Consider the following 21,001-nt stretch of genomic DNA (forward strand, 5'->3'; position numbering starts at 1 on the left):
CATGCTTGAACGCATCATCGCGCTGTCGATCCGGTTCCGCTGGGTCGTCATGGCGCTCGTCCTTGTGGCCTGCGCGGTCGGGGTCTGGAGTTTCCAGAAGCTCCCGATCGACGCGACGCCCGACATCACCAACGTCCAGATTCAGATCAACACGGAGGCCCCGGGCTACTCGCCCCTTGAAGCCGAACAACGCATCACCTTCCCGGTGGAGACCGCCATCGCGGGGGTGCCGGGCCTGAGCTACACCCGATCCGTCTCACGCTACGGTTTGAGCCAGGTGACGGTGGTGTTCGAGGATGGCACCGACATCTATCGGGCGCGTCAGCTGGTCAACGAGCGACTGCAAAGCGCGCTCGGCCAGCTTCCGCCCGGTCTGTCGCCTGAGCTCGGTCCGATCGCGACCGGGCTGGGCGAGATCTTCATGTACACGATCGAGGCCGAACCGAACGCGGGCAAGCCGGACGGAACGCCATACACGCCTGAGGATCTGCGCACCCTGCAGGACTGGGTCATCCGTCCGCAGATGCGCAACACGCCCGGCGTCACCGAGGTCAACACCATCGGCGGTTTCGAGCGGCAATATCACGTCACCCCGCGTCCGGAACGTCTCGCCGCCTACGGCGTGACCATGGCCGAGGTCGTGCAGGCGCTGGAGCGGAACAATGCCAACGTCGGCGCCGGTTACGTCGAGCGCTACGGCGAACAATGGCTCATTCGCGTGCCGGGTCAGGCCTCGTCGATGCAGGACCTCTCCAACGTCGTGATCACCACACGGGGCGGCGTGCCGATCCGGGTGGCCGAAGTGGCCGAGGTCGGTCTGGGCGAGGAACTTCGTACCGGGGCGGCGACCGAGAACGGCAAGGAAACCGTGCTCGCCACCGTGCTGATGCTGGCCGGTGAGAACAGCCGGATCGTCGCCCAGGCGGCCGCAGCCCGCCTGGAGGAGGCCGCCAAAGCCCTCCCCGCCGGGGTGATCGCCTCCCCGGTCTATGACCGAACCGATCTGGTCGAGCGCGCCATCGGCACGGTCGAGAAGAACCTGCTGGAAGGCGCGCTTCTGGTCATCGTGGTGCTGTTCCTGCTCCTCGGGAACATCCGCGCCGCCCTGATCACTGCCGCGGTCATCCCGATCACCATGCTGATGACCATCACGGGCATGGTGCGCACCGGGACTTCGGGCAATCTGATGAGCCTCGGCGCGCTGGACTTCGGTCTGATCGTCGACGGCGCCGTCATCATCGTGGAGAACTGCCTGCGGCGGTTCTCCGAAGCCCAGCACCAGCTCGGTCGGTTGCTGACTCGTCAGGAACGCTTCGACCTCGCATCCAAAGCGTCCAGCGAAGTGATCCGCCCGTCCCTCTTCGGCGTGCTGATCATCACCCTCGTCTACATTCCGATCTTCGCCCTCGACGGTGTCGAAGGAAAGATGTTCCACCCGATGGCGATCACCGTCGTCATCGCCCTGACGTGTGCGCTCGTCCTGTCCCTGACCCTGGTTCCGGCGGCCGTCGCCACCTTCGTCTCGGGCAAAGTGACCGAGAAGGACCCGTTCCTGATGCGTTGGGCGCGGGTCGGCTACCGTCCGGCGCTGGACTTCGCCCTGAAGTTCCGCACCGCGATGGTCGGCGCGGCGATCGCCCTGGTGGCCCTCGCCGCCTTCGGCGCCTCTCGAATGGGGTCGGAGTTCGTGCCGAACCTGGACGAGGGCGACATCGCCATGCACGCCCTGCGCATTCCGGGCACCAGCCTGAGCCAGGCCATCGAGATGCAGACCGCGCTCGAGGCGAGGCTGGCGGAGTTCCCGGAAGTGGAGCGCGTGGTCGCGAAGATCGGCACGGCCGAGGTCGCGACCGACCCCGTGCCGCCGTCGGTTGCCGACACCTTCATCCTGCTCAAGGATCGCAAGGACTGGCCCGATCCCCGCAAGCCGAAGCTGCAGCTCGTTCGCGAGATGGAAGAAGCGGTCAACGAGATCCCGGGCAGCAAGTACGAGTTCACCCAGCCGATCCAGATGCGGTTCAACGAACTGCTCTCGGGCGTCCGGGCGGATGTGGCCATCAAGGTCCACGGTGACGATCTGGACACCCTGGTTCAGCTCGGCTCCCAGATCGAGGAAATCGTCGGCTCGATCGACGGCGCGGCCGATCCGCAGTCCGAGCAGGTCACCGGCCTGCCCATGCTGCAGATCACGCCGAATCGGGCGGCTATCGCTCGCCTCGGCCTGAGCATCGAGGACGTGCAATCCGTTATCGCCACCTCCATGGGCGGCGCGACGGCGGGCCAGATCTTCGAGGGCGACCGTCGCTTCGACATCGTCGTTCGCCTGCCGGAAGACCTTCGGAGCAACACCGACGCCATCGGTCGCATCCAGGTGCCGCTGCCGTCGGCGGACGGCTCGCCGCGCGGCTTCGTGCCGCTCAGCGAAATCGCAACGATCGGACTTGAGACCGGACCCAACCAGATCAGCCGCGAGGACGGCAAACGCCGCATCGTGGTCACCGCCAACGTGCGCAACCGCGATCTGGGCTCCTTCGTCGGAGAAGCCCAGGACCGGATCGAGCGCGAGGTCGATCTGCCGGCCGGCTACTGGGTCACCTACGGCGGGACGTTCGAGCAGCTCATCTCGGCCGCCAATCGTCTGCAGCTCGTCGTTCCGGCGGTTCTGCTGCTGATCTTTGGCCTGCTGTTCGCCCTGTTCCGCTCGGTCAAGGACAGCGCCATCGTCTTCTCCGGGGTGCCGTTGGCGCTGACCGGTGGGGTCGCTGCGCTGATGCTGCGCGATCTGCCCTTGTCGATCTCGGCCGGGGTCGGCTTCATCGCCCTGTCCGGCGTGGCCGTGCTCAACGGCCTGGTGATGGTGACCTTCATCCGCAGCCTGATCCAGTCGGGCAAGCCGGTGCAGGAGGCCATCCACGAGGGCGCCCTGACCCGGCTGCGGCCGGTTCTGATGACAGCCCTGGTCGCCAGCCTCGGCTTCGTGCCGATGGCGATCAACGTGGGGGCGGGCGCCGAGGTCCAGCGTCCGCTGGCCACGGTCGTTATCGGCGGCATCGTCTCCTCCACGGTGCTGACCCTCATGGTCCTTCCGGCGCTCTACAGCCTCGTGCACGGCCGTGAACGGACCGTGGACGGCGCGCCGCGCGCCAGCTGGATGGATCGTCTGCCGTTCCGGAAACGGAGCGTCTGATGAACTCCGCTCTTCGCAGGAAGAGCGGGGGCGGCGCCGAGGCGGTCCCCAACGCGTCGGCGCCGGGCTTCCCGGACCGTTTGCCGGCCCTGACCGGCATTCGGTTCTGGCTCGCCCTCGGCGTCGTGCTCTTCCACTACCAGCTGAACATGACGCCCGAGGGCGGGACGGGGCTCGCCCTGATCGAGCGCGCACGCCTCGCGGTCGATTTCTTCTTCATTCTGTCGGGTTTCATCCTGGCGCACGTCTACGGGCGTCAGATCCGGAACGGGACCTACAACCACAAGCGCTTCCTCATCGCGCGGCTGGCCCGGATCTATCCGGCTCATCTCGCCATGATGGTGCTGATGGCGTTCATCGTCCTGGCGGCTATCGCCCTGGGTCAGCCGTTCGCGGCCGACAGTTACTCGCTGCCGGGGTTCGCGTCCGCCCTCGCCCTCACCCACGCCTGGTTCCCGGCTACCGTTCCCAATGAGTGGAACGGCCCGTCCTGGTCCCTGTCCGCGGAATGGGCCGCCTATCTGGCCTTCCCTGTGTTCGCCTTCATCGGGCTCAGGTCGGGCCGCCGCCCCTGGATGGTGATCGGTCTGTCGGTGGGCCTGTTCCTGGTGATCGACGGCCTCTACCGCTGGATCTTCAAGGACCAGCTCACCCATGCCGAGCTCGTGCTCGGCGTGCTGAGGATCATTCCCGAATTCCTGTTCGGGATCGGCCTTTACCAGCTCGGTTGCCGCATCCGTTGCGGTCGCCGGACGGCGACGCTCGCCGCCATCGGATCGCTTTTCGCCCTGATTTGCCTGATGGCGATCAGCGCCGACGAGCGCCTGATCGTGGCGGCCTCCGGCGTCGTCGTCCTCGCGCTGGCCCTCTGGGACCGCGCCGAGGATGACAGCGTCTTCAACCATCCGCTGCTGCTGGAGGCGGGCGAAGCCTCCTATGCCCTCTACCTCGTCCATCTCCCGCTTCTGATCATCTGGAAGAACGGGATGGCGATGCTGGGCGGCATCGACAGCACCTACCGGATGTCCGCTTCCGAAGCGGCTCTGTTGCTGGTCGTGACTTTGGCCAGCGCCTTCGCACTGCACGCCTTCTGGGAGCGGCCCGCCCGCACCCTGGTGCGCAGCCTTTTCCTCACCCCCTCCCCCAACTCCGCGAAAGGTCAATCATGACTTCTGCATTGCGCCGCGACTCCTGGTCGTGGCTCCGATCGCCCTGGACGGCGCTTCTGCTGATCCTCAGTTTCATGCTTCTGGACGGCGCCCTCAGTCAGGCCCTCGCCCACGGCGTCGCCGAGGGCGACAAGGGCTACATCCAGGAGACCACCGGCTTCCTGTTCTGGCCTTTCGTCTATCTGGGCGCCAAGCACATGGTCACCGGATACGACCACCTGCTGTTCCTCTTCGGCGTGATCTTCTTCCTCTACAGGATGAAGGACATCAGCATCTATGTGACGCTGTTCGCCATCGGCCACTCCTCAACCCTGCTGCTGGGCGTGCTGACCGACATCAGCGTCTCCAGCTACATCGTGGACGCCATCATCGGCCTGTCCGTCGTCTACAAATCCCTGGACAACATGGGCGCCTTCCAGCGCTGGTTCGGCTTCCAGCCCTCCACCAAGGCGGCGACCCTGATCTTCGGTCTGTTCCACGGCTTCGGTCTCGCGACCAAGCTGCAGGACTTCCAGATGTCGCCGGACGGCCTGATCGGCAACCTGATCGCCTTCAACATCGGCGTCGAGGCCGGCCAGCTGCTGGCGCTCGGCGGCATCCTTATCCTGATGGGCTTCTGGCGCCGCTCGAACAGCTTCTGGAACCACGCCTTCCTGACCAACGCCGTGGTCATGTGCCTCGGCTTCATTCTGACGGGCTACCAGCTCGTCGGCTTCTTCGTCATGTGATCGGAGCCCCCTCCATGTTTAACGCAAACCGCCCCGCCCGCTCCGAACTGCCCACCACGCAGGAGTTGCTGAAATCCACCGGCATCGCCGCCGTCGTCGCCGGCGCGATCCTCGTCACTGTGGTCCTTCCAGCCGAATATGGCGTCGATCCCACGCGTATCGGCTCGGTCTTCGGCCTGACGGAAATGGGCCAGCTGAAACGCCAGCTCGCGCTGGAAGCCGAGGCTGACGCTGCGGCGGACGCCGCCGCCGCCGGCCAGACCTCGGGCGTCGCCTCCACGCCGACGCCTGCCGCAGCACCGGCCGCAGCCACCGGTCCGGTGGCGCCGTCAGCCCGGCCGGTCACGGCTGAAGCCGCCGCAGCCGGCATCCGCTCGGACGAGACTGTGATCGAACTGGCCCCCAACCAGGGCGCAGAGCTGAAGATGGACATGGCCGAAGGCGCCAAGGTCCGCTTCACCTGGAGGAGCAGCGGAGGTGCGGTGAATTTCGACACCCACGCTGACCGCCCCGGCGTCCGCTATCACGGCTACGGAAAGGGCACCGATCTGCAGCAGTCCGGTGAGCTGACGGCGGCCTTCGACGGAAGCCATGGCTGGTTCTGGCGCAACCGGACCGGAGAGACCGTGACGATCACGGTCGAAACCGAAGGCGCCTACACCGAGATCAAGCGGGTGGTCTGACCCGCTTGTGGGTCGGCCGCCGCCAGTCGGCCGACCGGATGGCGGGGCGCTGGAACCCCCTGACGCGCCCCGCCATCATTTCTCGTCCGGTCGCGGCCAGCGCGGATGCGCCTCGTCGATCACGACCGGATGGGCGTGCCAACTGGACTGCCGGTCCGGACGCTCGCCTTCGGACAGGTGGGGGTCATCGGCGTCCAGGTCCGAGTGCGAGTGCGCGAGATTGGCCGGGTCGTAGCGGGGCCAGACCACGAGCGCGAGAACCACACCCACCGCGCAGAGGCCCGCGAGCACAAGGAAGGCCGCGCGGGGATCCGCCTCGGCGGAGACGAGCCCCGCGACCGGATAGGCGATCAGCCAGCAGGCGTGGGACAGGGCGAACTGGGCGGCGAACAGCGAGGGGCGGTCTTGCGAGGTCGAGGACCGTCGAAGCGCCCGACCGGCCGGCGTGATGGTCAGCGAATAGCCGAAGCCCATGACGATCCAGAGCCCCAAAAGGATGGGGTAGGACGTCGCCACAAAGGCGCCGAGCAGAAGCACGCCCGTCATGACGCCAGCGCCCGCGATCATGGCGGAGCGGTCGGGGATCCTTTGAAGGACGCGCGGCAGTAGCAGGGCGGCGGTCATCGACCCCGCGCCGAAGGCCGCGAGCGCCCAGGCCGTCGCCTGTTGAGAGAGGCCAAAGCTGCTCTGCACAAGCACGACGGTGTTCACGAACACCATCGCGCCGCCTGCGGCGGTCGCCAGGCTGACCGCCAGAAGGCCTCTCAGCCTCGGGGTCAGGGCGAACAGCCGGGCGCCAGCCGTCAGCCGGCGTATGAAGGGCAAGGGCGCTGCGCCGGCGGACCGGGGCAGGATCGCCCGGACGACAAAGACCGCCGAGAGCGCGAAGCCGAGAGCTGTCCCCACGAACAGATTGTTGTAGCTGATGAAGGCCAGCAGAACGGCGGCGACCACCGGACTGGCCACGCTTTCGAGGTCCGCCGCGAGGCGGGAGAGCGAGAGCGCCTTGGTATACTCCCCCTCGTCCTCCAGAAGGTCCGGGATCATGGCCTGGAACGCCGGGGTGAAGGCGGCGGAGGCCGTGTAGAGCACGGCCATCAGGGCATAGACTTGCCAGGCGGCGCCCACGAACGGCAGGGTGATGGCGACGCCCGCCCTGACGACGTCCAGCGACACGAGGAGGGTCTTGCGCGGCAAGCGCGCGGCGATGGCGCTCGCGAACGGCGCGACGGCGATATAGGCCACCATCTTGATCGAGAGCGCTGCGCCGAGAATTTCTCCGGCGTTGGCGCCGGCCAGATCATGGGCAAGCAGGCCGAGGGCGACGGTCGCCATGCCCGTACCGAGCAGAGCCGACACCTGGGCGATGAAGAGCCTGCGGTAGGCGGGATTGGACAGCGGAGAAAACATCTGCGGACCCGATCGGAAAGATACTCCCCCATAGTACCGCAAACCAATCCGCGGGTCGTCACGAAATCATCATCGCCGAGGCGCGTCCGCGACGACAATTCACTGGATCAACGGCGCGTTACACAATAACATTCTCAACATGCCTCCCGCCCCCACAGACACCGGTCGTTCCCGGCCAATCGACCTGTTCGGCGCCGGTCTTTCCGTGTTCTGCGTCGTCCATTGTGTGTCGAGCGCGGGGGTGCTTGGCCTTCTGCCCCTGGCGGGGCTCGCCGGCGGCGAGTGGCTCCACTGGACGCTTGCCGGCGTCGCGGCCTGTGCGGCCTGGATCGCGCTCGTCACACCTCGCGTGGGCGCACCCATGATGCTTCGGGGCCTCGCGATCGCCGCCATTCTGGCGCTTGTGGCGGGCGCGGCCGAACGCCCGACGGTGGAGACCGCTCCGATCGCCACCATCGTCGGCGGGTTGAGTCTCGTCCTCGCGCACCTCCTCAATGTTGTCCGGCTCAAGCGCGCAAGAACGCCCCAACCCGCCTGACGGCGACCCTTCCGGGAGAGCCCCTCAGGCGATGGGCCGCTCGGCGCTGACGCCGGGCGCCTGCGGTGGTCTTCGCGGCGGATTGAGACGGGCCTGAACAGGGCGGTCGAAGGCGTACCGGAAGATTGCAGCTCCGATGAAGGCGCTCGCCAGACCCGCAGTCCAGATCGCCCAGCGAACATCTGAGGACCAGCCTGCCTGTCCGATCGCATCGAAGACCCCGAACCAGAGGATCCGGACCACTTCATTGGTCAGGAAGATCGCGAACGACATCAGGCCGAGATGCTCGATCAGGCGTGAGGGTCTCGCGACCGGCGTCGCGCCCGCAGCCCAGATCATCACGGTCAGCAACAGAAGCGAGAGCAAGGCGGTGGTCCCGATCACCTGCGCGCAAACGAGGACGCCGAGGGCGACGATCCCCGCCATCGCGGCGAGCCTCGGCGGGATATAGACGCGCGCCCCGAACAGCGCCGCCGCAACACCGAGCAGGAACAGAGGCAGGGCTCGCAGAAAGCCGTGGCGGAAAGGCAGGCGATAGATCGGATCGCCGAGCCAGGCGCGGCTGGCGCAGTCCGCGAGGATCAGAAGCCCTACGGCGCCCGCCACGATCAGCCAGGGCCGCCTACGCCAGATCAGTCGGCATATCCACGGCAACAGGAGATAACATCCGAGCAGGGCCGAGAGCGTCCAGGTCGGCGCGTTCCAGCCCTGTCCCCCCGGAACGCCATAGGCCTGAAGCAGAGCCGCCTGCGCCGGGAGCTGCGCCCAGTCGAACCACTGGGGATTGCTCGGGCGAATGCCGACCGCGGCGGCGACGGCGACCATTGCGGCAAGTACGCCGATCACGACGAGATGAGACGGGACGACCCTGAGGACGCGCTGGCGGATATAGTCCAGGATGTTGAGCGAGCGGGCGGCGAAGCCGTCGCCATAGATCCGGGCCAGAATGTACCCGGAATCGATGATGAAGAAGTTGGTCAGCAGGAACCCCCGGTCAAACACCGGGTGGAGTTCGCCCAGCGGCGTCGGAGCCGCCTCGCGAAAATGATACAGGATGATCAGGGCGCCGGCGACGAACCGGAGAACGTCGAGCCAGCCGCCGCGCGCGATCCGGGCCGGCCTGCGGGGTTCTGCGACCTCGACCAACGTCAGTCCGCGCGCGTTGCGGCGACCGGGCCGGGGGTATCGTGGTGGTGACGGGACCCGAGGACAATCTGGTCGCGCCCGAGGAAGAGCGCAGCCGACCCAAGAACGCAGACCACCGCCATCACCCCCGCCATAACCCGTCCCGCCTTGTCTCGTCCGGCGACACGGTAGGTCATGAAGGTCAACAAAAGCATCAGCGCCCCGTAGGGGAGATACATCGGTATCCGGTAGAGCGATGCGAGCGGCACGGCGATGACGCAGACGACCAGGCCTGCGACGAGGCTGCCGGCGAGGGCGATCAGGGTATCTGGAACGGGATCGAACGGCCGAACCCGACGTTGTGTCCGCCCCCGAGGGCGATACCGGCCTGGCCGCCATCGGGGGGCGTGACTACGGATCGGGGAGCGTTTTCCGCCCATGATCTAGACCGCCGGCTCGACGGGACGCCCGGCGCGGTTGGCGAGCCACACACGCATGCGGACGATCTCTGCTTCCTGGGTGCGGATCACCTCTTCGGCGAGCCCGCGAACCTCGGCGTCCTTCCCGTGCTCCAGGGCGATCCGGGCCATCGCGACCGCTCCCTCATGGTGGGCGATCATCCCGCGCATGAAGTCGACATCGGCGTCGCCGCTGTAGTCGATCTCCATGGCCAGGTGCATGCGCTCGTTGGCCTCCTTGAAGGAGCGGGTGGCCGGACTGTCCGCCGCGGCGTCGGCATGACCCGCATGGGCGTCGATCGGACGCGCATCGACGGGCGTGCCCGCCTGAGGTCGGGTCGCGTTCTGGCGGGACAGCATCCCGAAGCCGAAGGCCGATATGAGAAGAAACAGCGCAATCACGCCGACCCATCCGGACCGTTTCATGGAAGTCTCCTTTTCTGGGATTTGAGGGTCAGGGCTCTGCGCGCGGATCGCGCCAGGCCAGCAGCCGCAGGGCGTTGAAGACGACGAGGAGCGTCGAGCCTTCGTGCAGGGCGACGGCCGGCCCGATCCCGAGACCGAGAATGGTGGCCGGGACGAGGAAGGCGACGACGCCGAGGCTGACGAAGAGGTTCTGGCGGATGATCCGGCGGGTCTGCCGACTGAGGCCGACCGTGAAGGGCAGCTTGGACAGATCGTCCGCCATCAGGGCCACGTCCGCCGTTTCCAGCGCGACGTCCGACCCCGCCGCTCCCATGGCGACGCCGACGGTCGCCGTGGCCATGGCGGGGGCGTCGTTGACGCCATCTCCCACCATGGCCACCTGGGCTTCGGCCCGAAGCTTCCTGATCGCCTCGACCTTGTCTTCCGGCAGGAGGTCGCCCCAGGCCTCGGTCAAGCCGACCTGTCCGGCGACGGCCTGGGCAGCCCTCTGATGGTCGCCCGAGATCATGATCATCCGACGGATGCCGAGGGCCCTCAGAGCCGTGAGCGTTTCGCGCGCCCTCTTACGCGGTGTGTCGAGCAGGCCGATCACGCCCAAGTCGTGTGAGCCCTGGCGAACCACCATGAGGGTGCGGCCCTGGTTGCGCAGGGCCGCGACGGCGATCTCGGCGTCGGGACCCAGCGGCGCGACGCCATCCGCCCCGAACATCTCCGGCTTGCCGATCCAGATCGTCTCGCCGTTCAGTGTCGCGGTGACGCCCTTTCCCGTCAGGCTGCGGAGATCCGTCGCGGTCTGCACAGGAGCCGCGATCAGGCGCTGGCTCCCGTCGCGGACGATCGCCTCCGCGAGGGGATGGTCACTGAGCCGCTCGACGGCGACGGCGACCGTCAGGAGATCGGTTTGCGAGGTCCGTCCGAGCGGAACAACGTCGGTGATCCGGGGTCGCCCCTCGGTCAGGGTGCCGGTCTTGTCGAAGGCGATGGCGTCGAGCGCACCCAGATTCTCCAACGGCGCGCCGCCCTTGATGAGCACGCCGGCGCGGGCCGCGCGGGCGACACCCGACAGAACCGCGCTGGGCGTTGCGATGGCCAGGGCACAGGGGCTGGCCGCCACGAGCACGGCCATGGCCCGGTAGAAGCTGTCGCGGAAAGGCTCGTCGACGACGACCCAGGCGAACAGCAGGACGAAGGCCAGGGCCAGCACGAGGGGTACGAAGATTCTTTCGAACCGGTCGGTGAACCTCTGCGTCGGCGACTTCTGCGTCTCCGCTTCGCTGACCATCCGCACCACCTTGGCGAGGGTGGTGTCGCTCGATCGTTTGGTCGTCTCGATCTCGATGGCGCCCGCGCCATTTATGGTCCCCGCGAACACGACCGAGGCGGCGATGACGCCCGCTGGACGCGCCCTCGCCTCTTCCGCGTTCGACACAGGCTGCTTGTCCACCGGCATGCTTTCGCCGGTGACCGGGGCCTGATTGATGCTGGTCGTCCCGACGACCACGAAGCCGTCGGCCGGCAGGCGCTCGTTCGGGCGCACCACGACGACATCGCCGATCTCCAGGTCCTCGACCGGAAGCTCCACGACCTCTTCGCCGCGACGCACATGCGCGGTGCGAGGCGCCAGGGCGGCCAGCGCCTCGATCGCCCGCTTCGCCCGCCCGAGCGCGTAATGCTCCAAAGCGTGACCCAAGCTGAACAGGAAGAGCAGCAAGGCCCCCTCGGCCCATGCGCCCAAGGCGGCCGCACCCGCCGCCGCGACCAGCATGAGGGTGTCGATCTCGAAGCGGCGTCGCTTCAGGTTCTCGACCGCCTCGCGGACGGTGAAGAAGCCTCCGAACAGATAGGCCGCAAGGAAGAGGACCAGTGGAGCCCACCCGGGAACACCGGGCGCGAACCGTTCGATCAGATAGCCGACGGCGAGAGCGCCGCCGCTGGCGAGAGCGAAATACAGCTCGGTGTTCGGCCCCAGCAAACCACCATGGGCATGGTCGTGCCTGTCCCCGGCCGCGTGATTGTGCCCTTCATGCCCCGCCTCGCCGGCTTTGCCGTCCTGACCGTGGCCGCTGTCCACGGAGACCGTGGCTTGGGGCTTCGCCGAGAGTTGCAGACCATGGCCCCGAAGCCGCGCCTCGAGGTCTGTGCGCTCCAGTTTCTGCCGGTCGAACTCGACCCGGATAGCTCCTGAAGCGTCGAGCGCCGCCTGCAGCACGCCGGGCTCTGCGGCCAGCGCCGCCTCCAGCGTCCTCGCATGCCGCGCGTGGCGCACCCCTTCGACCCAGCCGGTCAGGTGATCGTAGCGATCGCTGACCGATCCCCCGGCCTGTGTGGCCGCACGGCGAACCTGGGCGAGGGAAAGCCGCTCCGGATCGTAGTGGATACACAGTTTCGGTCCGTCATCCGTTTCCTCGACGTGCGCCTTTTCGACTCCGTCGGTGATGCGCAACAGACTGATCAGTCTGCCGACACAGGCGTCGGAGGCGTCGGGCGCACCCGGAAGGAGAACGGGCAGATCCAGTTTGACGGTCTTAGGCATGGTCGAACTCCACAGGAGCGGAAGGCGATGGGCGTTGCGGGGCTTCGGTCGGGCGACGCGGTTCCGGCCCCGTCCAGGCGAGGCGCGCCGCCGCCCCGGCGGCGAAGGCTGCGGCTGCCAAGCCGGCCGAAAGGAGCGTCACGAGACGTTTGCGGGTCATCCGAAGCCCTCCGGTCAGGGCAGGCGCAGGACGGCGTCGAACCAGCCGATCTGCTGCAGGCGCTCGAGGGACTCGAACACCGGCATCGCCAGCAGGAAGACGAGGCCGTCGCGGACGGTGCGCAGGAAGAAGGCGGGTCGCACCGAGAGCTCGGGCTCGTCGCGCCAGGCTCGCAGGTCGGGCCAGAAGCGCGGCGTACGACGGCGATAGTCGTCATAGACCTCCCCGAAGGTCTCGCTCAGATAGGCTTCTTCGCGCCCGACGACGGTGCGGAACACGATCCAGCAGGCCAGGGCGAAGCCCAGTCCGACCGTGGCGCTGCCTGTCTGGGCGCCGATCCCGAACGCCCCGATGAAGCTGAACAGGTAGAGGGGGTTCCGGCACAGCGAGTAGGGTCCCGCCGAAACGATCTCCTGCTTCTTTCGGCCGCCGATATAGAGGGAGCACCAGGCTCGCCCGATCACGCACAGCATGATGGCGATCAGACCGAGATGCTCCACCGGATGTTCGAGAACGGGCGTGGGTTCGACCAGCGCCGTCCAGGTGATGAGGGCGAACAGGCCGACGAGGATGAAGAGTTTCCGCCAGCGCTGGACCCGTGCGAGGTCGGGAGCTGAGGCTCCACCGGGGTGGAGATCGTGAGGCAGCAACGGGCTCACTGGGCCGCTCCTGTGTCAGAGGCCTTGCGCGCATCGCGCAGGATGTCGATGCCGCCCTTGGCGGCGATTGCGGCGACCAGAACGCCGACGAGAAGGTCCGGCCACGACTGGTCGAGCCACATGACGAGACCGCCCGCGACGAGGATGCCGCCGTTGGACGCGAAGTCGTTGAGACTGAAGGTCTCGGCGGCCTTCATGTTGACGTCGCCGCTGTGCTGCCGACGGATCAGCAGCAGGCAGACGAGGTTGATGACGGCGGCCACAACCGCGAGGACCATCATGGTCGGGCCGACTGGCTCGGTCGCGGTGAGGGTCCGCCGCAGCGCGTCGAGCAGGACGAGGACGGCGAAAATCAGGAGCATGACGCCTGAGGCTCGCGCCGCCCCCGTCTTCCAGACCAGGGCGCGTCCGACCGCCAGGAAGCTGATCAGATAGACCGCCGCGTCCGAACCGTTGTCGACCGCATTGGCCAGCAGGGCGCTGGAGTCGGCGGCGATGCCGCCGACTCCCAGGCCCACGAACAACAGGGCGTTCAGGACCAGCACCGTGAGGAGGGTGCGGCGCTGGACCTGCTCCGTTGCGTGGGCCTCGCTCATTCCTCGAGCCCTTCAGCCTTGCGGTGCTTCACGGCCTTGGCCGCGAAGGTCGGCAGGACCAGCAGGGTCAAGGCCGTCGCCGTCAGCAGGCCGCCGATTACGACGGTGGCCAGAGGCTTCTGCACCTCCGCCCCGGCACCGTGGGCGAACGCCATCGGAATGAAGCCGACGATGGCGACCAGGGCCGTGGTCAGGACGGCGCGCAGCCGGCTCGTCGCCCCTTCGATGGCGGCGAGGCGTGGGTCGGCGCCGCCTGTCAGGCGTTCCCGAATGGCCTGCATCAGCACCAGCCCGTTCAGGGTCGCGACACCGGATACGGCGATGAAGCCGACCGCCGCCGAAACCGAGAAGGGCATCCCCCTGAGGACGAGCGCCAAGGCGCCGCCGATCAGGGCCAGAGGCACGCAGGCGAACACCAGTCCCGCCTCCGCGAAGGATCCCAACGCCATGAACAGCAGGACGCCGATCAGGATGAAGACGATGGGAATGACCAGGCCCAGACGCTGTTCGGCCCGTTTCAGGTTCTCGAACTGCCCACCCCAGGTCAGGGAGTAGCCGGTGGGGAGATCGACCTCAGACTGCACCTTCGCCTGGGCCTCGGTGACAAAGCCGCCCAGATCGCGCCCGCGAACGTTGGCTTGAACCACCATCCGCCGGCTGCCGTCATTGCGGCTGATCTGGTTCTGCCCCTCGGCCACCTGGATGCGGGCGACGGAGGGAGAGCGGAACCGTCACGCCCGTAGCGGTGGGTGATCGGCAGGGCCGCGAGTGCCGCCGGATCGTTCCGGGCTTCATCCGCCGAGACGAACGACGACGCTGAAGCGGCGATCGCCCTCGAAGATCTGCCCCGGCCTCGGCGCCCCCGACCGCGGCCGAAACCGCTTCGGAGACATCGGCGGCGGACAGGCCGTAGTTGGCGGCCGCGAAGCGATCCACGCTGACAGTCAGGGTTGGGAGCCCCGACGCCTGCTCGACGCGAACGTCCGCAGACCCGGGCGTCGCGCGAAGGGCGTTGGCGACCCGGTCCGCCGTGGCCTGCAGCTGGGTGAAGTCATCGCCGTAGACCATGACCGCGAGGTCAGTCCGGACGCCGGAGATCAGCTCATTGAAGCGCAGTTCGATGGGCTGGCTGAACTCGAAGCTGTTGCCGAGCTGGCCGGCGGCGAGCTCTTCGAAGCGCGCGATCAGTTCCTCCTTGGGGAGGTTCGGATCGGGCCATTCCTTGCGGTCCTTCAGGACAATGACCGCATCGGAGATGTTCGGCGGCATCGGGTCCACAGCCGCCTCGGCCGTCCCGGTCCGGGCGAAGATGGTCTTCACCTCGGGCTGGGCCTTGATGACGCGCTCGAGCGCCATTTGCATCGCCAGGGATTGCTCCAGCGATGCTGACGGCACGCGAAGCGCCTGCATGGCGATGTCGCCTTCGTCCAGGGTCGGGATGAACTCACGCCCCAGGGTGCTGAAGGCGATGCCGCCGATGACGAGAGCGCCGAGCGCGGACGCCAGGACGATCTTCGGACGATCGACGGCCGCGCGGATGGCCGGTTCGATCCATCGGCGCGCATAGCGGAGGATGAAGGTCTCGTGCTCGTGCGCGTGGCCGTGCTCGTCGACCTCCACCTTCTTCGGATCCCGCACCAGCAGGGCCGTCATCGCCGGCACGAAGGTGAAGGAGAAGATGAAGGCGCCGACCAGGGCCAGCATGACCGTCGCGCCCATCGGGATGAAGGTCTTGCCCTCCACGCCCTCGAGCATGAGCAGGGGCGTGAAGACCAGCAGGATGATGAGCTGGCCGAAGGCGGCCGGCTTGACCATCTGACGCGCCGCGGCTCCGGCGACCGCCAGACGTTCCCGACGCGTCAGCATCCGGCCGGCCTCGGCCCGCTTCTGGCTGAGCATCAGCAGGGTGTTCTCGACCACCACGACCGCGCCGTCGACCAGAAGGCCGAAGTCCAGCGCGCCGAGGCTCATCAGGTTTCCGCTGATGCCGAAGCGGTTCATGCCGATGACCGCGAACAGGAAGCTGATCGGGATCATCAGGGCGGTAATCGAGGCCGCCCGGATGTTGCCCAGGAGCAGGAACAGAACCACGATCACCAGCAGGGCGCCTTCGATCAGGTTCTTGGCGACCGTCGAGATGGTCTTGTTGACGAGCGAACTCCGGTTCAGGACCGGTTCGGCGACGACGCTCGGCGGCAGGCTCGCGGAGACTTCCTCCAGACGTTCGGCGGCGGCCTGGGCCACCGTCCGGCTGTTGCCGCCGGCCAGCATCAGCGCCGTACCGACGACCGCTTCGTGGCCGTCGCGGCTGGCGCCGCCGAGACGCGGCGCCTGGCCGATTTCGACGGTGGCGACATCGGCGACCCGCACGACCAGTCCGTTGCGGTTGACCACGGGGGCCTGGGCGAGATCCGGAATGGTCTGCGCCAGGGCGTCGGTTCGGACGGTCAGGGCTTCACCGGACCGCTGAACATAGCCCGCACCGGCCTGGGTGTTGGCCCGCTCCAGAGCGACGATGAGGTCGTTGAGGCTCAGGCCGTATCCCGCCAGACGCGCAGCGTCGGGCCGAACCGCATACTCCTTCACATAGCCGCCGTTCACATCGACGCCGGCCAGGCCCTTCGCGGTCCGCATGCGCGGGGCGATGATCCAGTCCTGGACCGTGCGGAGATAGGTCGCGCGGGCCTGTGGCGTGGTCAGCAGTTCGCCTTCGGGCGTCAGATAGGCGCCGCCGGCCTGCCAGCCGGGCTCACCCGGTTTGGCGAGATTGGCGCTGTTGAACGGCTTGAAGTCGACCGTCCACATGAGGACTTCGCCGAGGCCGGTGGTGATCGGCGCAAGCGCCGGCTCCACACCCTCGGGCAGTCGCTCGCGCGCCTGGGCCATCCGTTCGGCCACCTGCTGGCGGGCGAAGTAGATGTCCGTGCTGTCGGAGAAGATGACCGTGACCTGGCTGAAGCCGTTTCGGCTCAGCGACCGGGTGGTCTGGATCCCCGGAATGCCCGCCATGGCGGTTTCGAGGGGATAGGTGACCTGGCGTTCCATCTGCTCGGGCGCGAGCGCCGGGGCGATGGTATTGATCTGGACCTGCCGGTTGGTGATGTCCGGGACGGCGTCGATGGGTAGCTGCGTCAGGTTGTAGAGGCCGAAGGCGGCGACAATCGCCGTCGCCAGGACCACGAACCATCGGAAGCGAACCGAGGCTTCGATAATCGCTTTGAACATGACGCCCCCCTAGTGCCCGTGCTCGGCTTCGCCCTTGGCCATCTCGGCCTTGAGCAGGAAGGCGTTGGCGGAGGCGACGCGTTCGGAGCCGGTCAGTCCCCGCAGGATCTCGGTGCGGCCTGCGGCCTGACGGCCCGCCAGTACCTGCACGGCCTGGAAGCCGCCCTCGACCTGAACGAAGACGACGGTGTTCCCGTCGACCGTTTGAACCGCCTCCGTGGGAACGGTCATCCCGCCGGCAGCCTGGCCGGTCACGACCGCGCCGGTGACGGCCGACCCGGCCGGCGGCAGGGTCGCGCCGGAAGGCCGGGCGCGGATCACGGTCGCACCGCTCTCGCTGAGACCGGCGTCGGCCGCGACACCGGTGACGACGGCGTCGAACTCCCCGTTCGGGCCGGTGACGCGCATGGGCGAGCCCGCGCGGACATTGGCCGCCAGGGCCGGCGGCGCGTTGAAGACCATTTCGACCCGGGCCGGGTTGCTGACCTCAGCCACCACGCCGCCCTGGGCGACGAAGCCGCCCCGGTCCGACCTGAACGCTGCTGACCACACCGGAGATCGGGCTGGTCACGCTCAGCCGTCCCGAGGCGTTCGGCGATCCTGCGGCCGCGGAACGGGCGCGGGCGGCGCGGGTCTGCGCCTCTGCACTCAGGAACTGGGCGCGTGACGCTTCGACTTCCTGACGCGCGACGATGCCCTGATCCGACAGGCTGCGATTGCGCTCATAGGCCTGACGGGCCGCCTCGGCGGAAGCTCCGGCTGCATCGGCCTCGGCGCGGAAGGTCGCCGCCTCGCCGCTGACGAGGCTGACGAGCGGCTGGCCCGCCCGGACCGACTGGCCCGGGGCGACGAGGACCCGCTCGACGCGCCCGCCGACGGCAGCGGCGACGGCGGCGCGGGAATCGACCATCGGCTCGACGCGACCGGCCAGACGGGTTTCGCCCCCGCCACCGCCGCCAACGCCGACGATCGTGATGCCCGCTGCCTGGATTTCTGCGGCGGTCAGTTCGACCCGCCCCTCGGTCTCGGTCTCGGCGGCCTCGCCCTCGGTATGTCCGCCCTCCTCTTCGGCATGGCCGGCCTCGCCTTCAGCGGCCGGCGGCGCAGCCGGTTCGGCGGACCGGGTAGCGAACCAGAGGCCGCCGCCTCCGAGTACGACCAAGGCGGCGACGCCGCCGATCAGCAGTGTCTTGTTGGATGTGCCTTTGCGCATCACTGGGCTCCTTCGAAGGGGGCGCGGCCGTTGAGGCGCGCGAGATCGATCTCGGCGCGGACACGCGCGAGACGCGCGTCCACGGCGGCGGACCGGGCGTTGACGAGGGCTGTGCGGGTGACCCGCAGTTCGACCTGGGAGATCCGGCCGGACTCGAAGCCGATCCGCGACAGGCGGTAGGCTTCCTCGGCGGCGGTGACGCCGGCGTCGGCGGCGTTGACGCGGCTGACGGAGGCCGCGAGGCGGGCGACCGCAGCGGCGCGATCCGCCTGGGCCTCCTGCCGTGCGCTCATCAGCCGGGCGTCGGCCGCGCGAAATTCGGCCTGGGCCGCCTCGATGTTCCCCCGGTTCCGGTCGAACAGCGGCAACGGCATGCTGATCCCGAAGGTCAGGGCCGTCGCGTCCTCCGCCTCGAAGCGGCGGATGCCGATGCTGGCGTTGATGTCCGGGCGGGCCTGAACCCGTTGAACATCGATGCGCCGTTCGGCTGCGGACCGCTGCGCCTCGGCCACGCGGACCGTAGGAGCGTCATCGATCACGGAGCCGATCGTCGCGGGCGTCTCGTCCAGGAGACTGTCGTCGATCCGGGTCACGGCGACCGGGGTCATGGCGACCGCGGTCAGGCGCGCGTAGGCGGCGTCGCGCTCAGCGACGGCCTCATCCCGCGTAGCGCGGGCCGAGGCGGCCTCGGCCTCGCCCTGGATGCCGCGCAGCAGGGGCTCGCGTCCCTCCTCCACCAGCGTCAGGGCGGCGCGGGCGTCCGCGACCGTGAGGGTCAGGGTTTCCTCGGCGAGGGTCGCGCGCCTCTGCGCCGCTTCCGCCTCGGCGTAGACGAGGGCGGAGACGGCCGGCGGCGTCGACCACGGCGAGATCCCGCTGCAGCCCGACCGCACCGGCCTCGGCGCGGGCGGCGGCGATACGCGTCGAAACGACGCCCCCACAGCTCGAGATCCTGGCTCAGCGCCAAGGTCATGTCCGCGTTGTTCAGGCCTGAATAGGGACCTGAGCCGTAGGCGTTCTCGACATCGAAGCCGAGGACGGGGTTGGGCCGCACCCGTGCCTGACGGACACGGGCCTCGGCGGCGTCATAGTTGGCGCCGGCTTCGAGTGTCGCCGGAGCGTCCCCGAGCTGGGCGAGGAGTTTGGGCATAGGTCGGGGCCGGGTCAGCCCATACGGGACTGGCCAGGCTCGCCGCGATCCGCGGCGAGGGCGCAGCCGACCGCGTAACGCGGCCGCCTGCGAGATGTGGGAGACATGATTCATTTCCAGAGTTTCTGAGGACGAAGAGGCGCGCGGAGGCGCAGGTCTTCGGTCAGACTCTGGGGGGGCGCTTCAGGCCGTCGGGCGTGATGGACGCCCGGAAGTCGTCGTGACGGCCGCTCTGCAACGGCGGTTCTCCGAACGCGGGTGCGATCGAGTCGACGCCGTTGGTGCGGGCGGTTGTCGTGTGGTGGCAGTGACCGTGCGAGCAGACGCCGTGACCGGCGCCCTTTCCACTGTGGTCGCCATCGCCCTGGTCATGATCGACCGCAGCATGAGCCGCGGGAGGTTCGGGCAGGCAGGTGGCGGCGTCGACGGCAGGCGCGAAGAAGAAGGCGGCGAAGACGATGGTCGCCGCCACGATCAGTTTCGCCCATGTCGTCATCGACCAGGTCATCTCGCGCTCGTTACTTCCGTTCCCGACATCAGGCAATGCGTTACAAAGTCCGCGCCGCAGACGTTGCTGCGCGGCTCTCCGCTCTTGCCTGTAACAGGATAGAGATCGCGGATTGCAGGAAGACCCCGCCCAACAGAAGGCCAGCCAGCAGGTCCGGCCACCGGGATCCGGTCAGCCAGACCAGCCCGCCGGCCGCGGCGACGCCGAGGCTGTGGATGAGGTCGTTCCGGGTGCAGAGCCAGACGGAGCGGACGTTGGCGTCGCCCTCGCGGAAGCGCACGAGTAGCAGGGCCGCAACCAGATTGGCTGCGAAACCGACCAGTCCAAGACCGGTGATGACGGCGCCTTCGGGCGGCTGGCCGGTGACGGCTCTCCAGACGGCGTAGCCGAGAATGGTCACGGCCATCACGAGGAGGCTCGCGCTCTTGAAGACTGCGGCGCCGGAGCGCACCCGCACGGACTTTCCGATGGCCCAGAGGCTGATGGCGTAGGTGGCGCTGTCGGCCAGGAAGTCCATCGCATTGGCGGCGAGCGCCGCCGATCCCTGCATGAGACCGCCCGCGGCGACCGCGAAGAACCCACCCAGATTAAGGGCGATGACGGCCACAAGCACGCGCCGATAGGCGGGCGAGGCCCCGTCGAACCGGACCTGGTGGCCGCAGCAGCCTCGGGACGGAGCGCAGGATTCTGTCGGAGCGGGCGTCGTCATGCACCCTTCATGCATCCTCTAGCCACTAGAGGATCAAGCCCTATATTTCGCGCATGGCCAGAGACCCATCCCTTCCCCCGCTCCGGACGATCGGTCGCCTTTCGGCCGAGACCGGCGTGAAGATTCCGACGATCCGGTTCTACGAGAAGATCGGCCTGCTGGCGGAGCCGCCCCGCACTGCGAGCGACCGGCGCCTCTACGACGGCGCTGCGACGCGGCGGCTGGCCTTCATTCGCCATGCGCGGCAGCTGGGGTTCGAGATCGACGACATCCGCGCCCTTCTGGCGCTGTCCGACGAACCCGACCGGCCCTGCACGGAGGTCAACCGGATCGCCGAGCGCCAGCTTGCGGCGGTTGAGGCTCGCATCGCCGGGCTTCAGGCGCTGCACGCCGAACTCGCCCGGATTCAGGCGGCGAGTTGCTCGGGTGGGAGGATTTCCGATTGCCGGGTGATCGAGGCGCTTGGAAACCACACGCACTGCGATGGTCACCACACTCGTTATTCGGCGCGCGATTAGCCGGGC

At 68.1% G+C, this 21,001-nt stretch carries 15 protein-coding genes and 2 pseudogenes; 6 read left to right on the forward strand and 11 right to left on the reverse strand.

Annotated elements, in window-relative coordinates:
* The first annotated feature begins 1 nt into the window (after window position 1).
* The 4 genes from JL11_RS14735 (at window position 2) to JL11_RS14750 (ending at window position 5,767) form a co-directional block, all read left to right on the forward strand.
* Complete coding sequence (locus JL11_RS14735; RefSeq protein WP_054766312.1) at window positions 2-3,187, forward strand: efflux RND transporter permease subunit; 3,186 nt, start codon at window positions 2-4, stop codon at window positions 3,185-3,187.
* 80 nt (window positions 3,188-3,267) lie between these two features.
* Window positions 3,268-4,356, forward strand: a complete 1,089-nt coding sequence (locus JL11_RS14740) for an acyltransferase family protein (RefSeq protein ID WP_197273319.1) — start codon at window positions 3,268-3,270, stop codon at window positions 4,354-4,356.
* A complete protein-coding gene (locus JL11_RS14745) occupies window positions 4,353-5,084 on the forward strand; it encodes a HupE/UreJ family protein (protein WP_054766314.1) in 732 nt (243 codons plus the stop codon). Before JL11_RS14740 ends, JL11_RS14745 begins: the two co-directional genes overlap by 4 nt.
* A 14-nt stretch (window positions 5,085-5,098) precedes the next feature.
* Window positions 5,099-5,767, forward strand: a complete 669-nt coding sequence (locus JL11_RS14750) for a hypothetical protein (protein ID WP_054766315.1) — start codon at window positions 5,099-5,101, stop codon at window positions 5,765-5,767.
* Between the two features lie 75 nt (window positions 5,768-5,842).
* On the opposite strand, the gene JL11_RS14755 is transcribed toward JL11_RS14750, so the two are convergent.
* A complete protein-coding gene (locus JL11_RS14755; protein ID WP_054766316.1) occupies window positions 5,843-7,177 on the reverse strand; it encodes an MFS transporter in 1,335 nt (444 codons plus the stop codon).
* Between the two features lie 139 nt (window positions 7,178-7,316).
* Here JL11_RS14755 and JL11_RS14760 point away from each other — a divergent pair, with 139 nt between their 5' ends.
* Complete coding sequence (locus tag JL11_RS14760) at window positions 7,317-7,715, forward strand: MerC family mercury resistance protein (RefSeq protein WP_054766317.1); 399 nt, start codon at window positions 7,317-7,319, stop codon at window positions 7,713-7,715.
* A gap of 24 nt (window positions 7,716-7,739) precedes the next feature.
* On the opposite strand, the gene JL11_RS14765 is transcribed toward JL11_RS14760, so the two are convergent.
* The 10 genes and pseudogenes from JL11_RS14765 to JL11_RS14810 form a co-directional block, all read right to left on the reverse strand.
* Window positions 7,740-8,861, reverse strand: a complete 1,122-nt coding sequence (locus JL11_RS14765) for an acyltransferase family protein (protein ID WP_224760995.1) — start codon at window positions 8,859-8,861, stop codon at window positions 7,740-7,742.
* 422 nt (window positions 8,862-9,283) lie between these two features.
* Complete coding sequence (gene copM / locus JL11_RS14770; protein ID WP_054766318.1) at window positions 9,284-9,724, reverse strand: CopM family metallochaperone; 441 nt, start codon at window positions 9,722-9,724, stop codon at window positions 9,284-9,286.
* Between the two features lie 28 nt (window positions 9,725-9,752).
* The gene (locus tag JL11_RS14775) at window positions 9,753-12,257 is read right to left on the reverse strand and encodes a heavy metal translocating P-type ATPase (RefSeq protein WP_054766319.1); all 2,505 of its coding nucleotides are present in this window, start codon (window positions 12,255-12,257) and stop codon (window positions 9,753-9,755) included.
* A 174-nt stretch (window positions 12,258-12,431) separates the two neighbouring features.
* Entirely contained in the window at window positions 12,432-13,076 is a 645-nt protein-coding gene (locus JL11_RS14780) for a methyltransferase family protein (protein WP_224760999.1), read from the reverse strand.
* Window positions 13,073-13,672 carry a cation transporter gene (locus JL11_RS14785; protein WP_054766320.1) on the reverse strand — a complete coding sequence of 200 codons (600 nt, stop codon included), beginning with the start codon at window positions 13,670-13,672 and terminating at the stop codon, window positions 13,073-13,075. The genes JL11_RS14780 and JL11_RS14785 overlap by 4 nt, the downstream gene beginning before the upstream one ends.
* A pseudogene (locus JL11_RS14790) lies at window positions 13,669-16,897 on the reverse strand (efflux RND transporter permease subunit). The gene JL11_RS14785 and the pseudogene JL11_RS14790 overlap by 4 nt, the downstream one beginning before the upstream one ends.
* A gap of 9 nt (window positions 16,898-16,906) precedes the next feature.
* Window positions 16,907-18,110: pseudogene (locus JL11_RS14795) on the reverse strand (efflux RND transporter periplasmic adaptor subunit).
* Window positions 18,110-19,003: a TolC family protein gene (locus JL11_RS14800; protein ID WP_231681321.1), complete on the reverse strand. Its 894-nt coding sequence runs from the start codon at window positions 19,001-19,003 to the stop codon at window positions 18,110-18,112. The pseudogene JL11_RS14795 and the gene JL11_RS14800 overlap by 1 nt, the downstream one beginning before the upstream one ends.
* Before the next feature lie 420 nt (window positions 19,004-19,423).
* Window positions 19,424-19,768 (reverse strand): hypothetical protein, encoded by a 345-nt coding sequence (locus JL11_RS14805; protein ID WP_054766321.1) that lies wholly within the window; start codon window positions 19,766-19,768, stop codon window positions 19,424-19,426.
* Window positions 19,769-19,808: 40 nt separating this feature from the next.
* Complete coding sequence (locus tag JL11_RS14810; RefSeq protein ID WP_231681323.1) at window positions 19,809-20,375, reverse strand: cation transporter; 567 nt, start codon at window positions 20,373-20,375, stop codon at window positions 19,809-19,811.
* 155 nt (window positions 20,376-20,530) lie between these two features.
* Between JL11_RS14810 and JL11_RS14815 the strand changes: the two genes are divergently transcribed.
* The gene (locus JL11_RS14815; RefSeq protein ID WP_054766323.1) at window positions 20,531-20,995 is read left to right on the forward strand and encodes a MerR family transcriptional regulator; all 465 of its coding nucleotides are present in this window, start codon (window positions 20,531-20,533) and stop codon (window positions 20,993-20,995) included.
* Window positions 20,996-21,001: the final 6 nt, after the last annotated feature.

Source organism: Brevundimonas sp. DS20 (genome assembly GCF_001310255.1).
Classification (GTDB): Bacteria; Pseudomonadota; Alphaproteobacteria; order Caulobacterales; family Caulobacteraceae; genus Brevundimonas; species Brevundimonas aurantiaca.

Bases quoted from the DNA above. Each gene is read 5' to 3' on its own strand.
- JL11_RS14805 (WP_054766321.1), bottom strand. From the start codon at position 19,768: ATGACCTGGTCGATGACGACATGGGCGAAACTGATCGTGGCGGCGACC.
- JL11_RS14755 (WP_054766316.1), bottom strand. From the start codon at position 7,177: ATGTTTTCTCCGCTGTCCAATCCCGCCTACCGCAGGCTCTTCATCGCC.
- copM (WP_054766318.1), bottom strand. From the start codon at position 9,724: ATGAAACGGTCCGGATGGGTCGGCGTGATTGCGCTGTTTCTTCTCATA.
- JL11_RS14750 (WP_054766315.1), top strand. From the start codon at position 5,099: ATGTTTAACGCAAACCGCCCCGCCCGCTCCGAACTGCCCACCACGCAG.
- JL11_RS14815 (WP_054766323.1), top strand. From the start codon at position 20,531: ATGGCCAGAGACCCATCCCTTCCCCCGCTCCGGACGATCGGTCGCCTT.
- JL11_RS14745 (WP_054766314.1), top strand. From the start codon at position 4,353: ATGACTTCTGCATTGCGCCGCGACTCCTGGTCGTGGCTCCGATCGCCC.
- JL11_RS14760 (WP_054766317.1), top strand. From the start codon at position 7,317: ATGCCTCCCGCCCCCACAGACACCGGTCGTTCCCGGCCAATCGACCTG.
- JL11_RS14735 (WP_054766312.1), top strand. From the start codon at position 2: ATGCTTGAACGCATCATCGCGCTGTCGATCCGGTTCCGCTGGGTCGTC.
- JL11_RS14785 (WP_054766320.1), bottom strand. From the start codon at position 13,672: ATGAGCGAGGCCCACGCAACGGAGCAGGTCCAGCGCCGCACCCTCCTC.
- JL11_RS14775 (WP_054766319.1), bottom strand. From the start codon at position 12,257: ATGCCTAAGACCGTCAAACTGGATCTGCCCGTTCTCCTTCCGGGTGCG.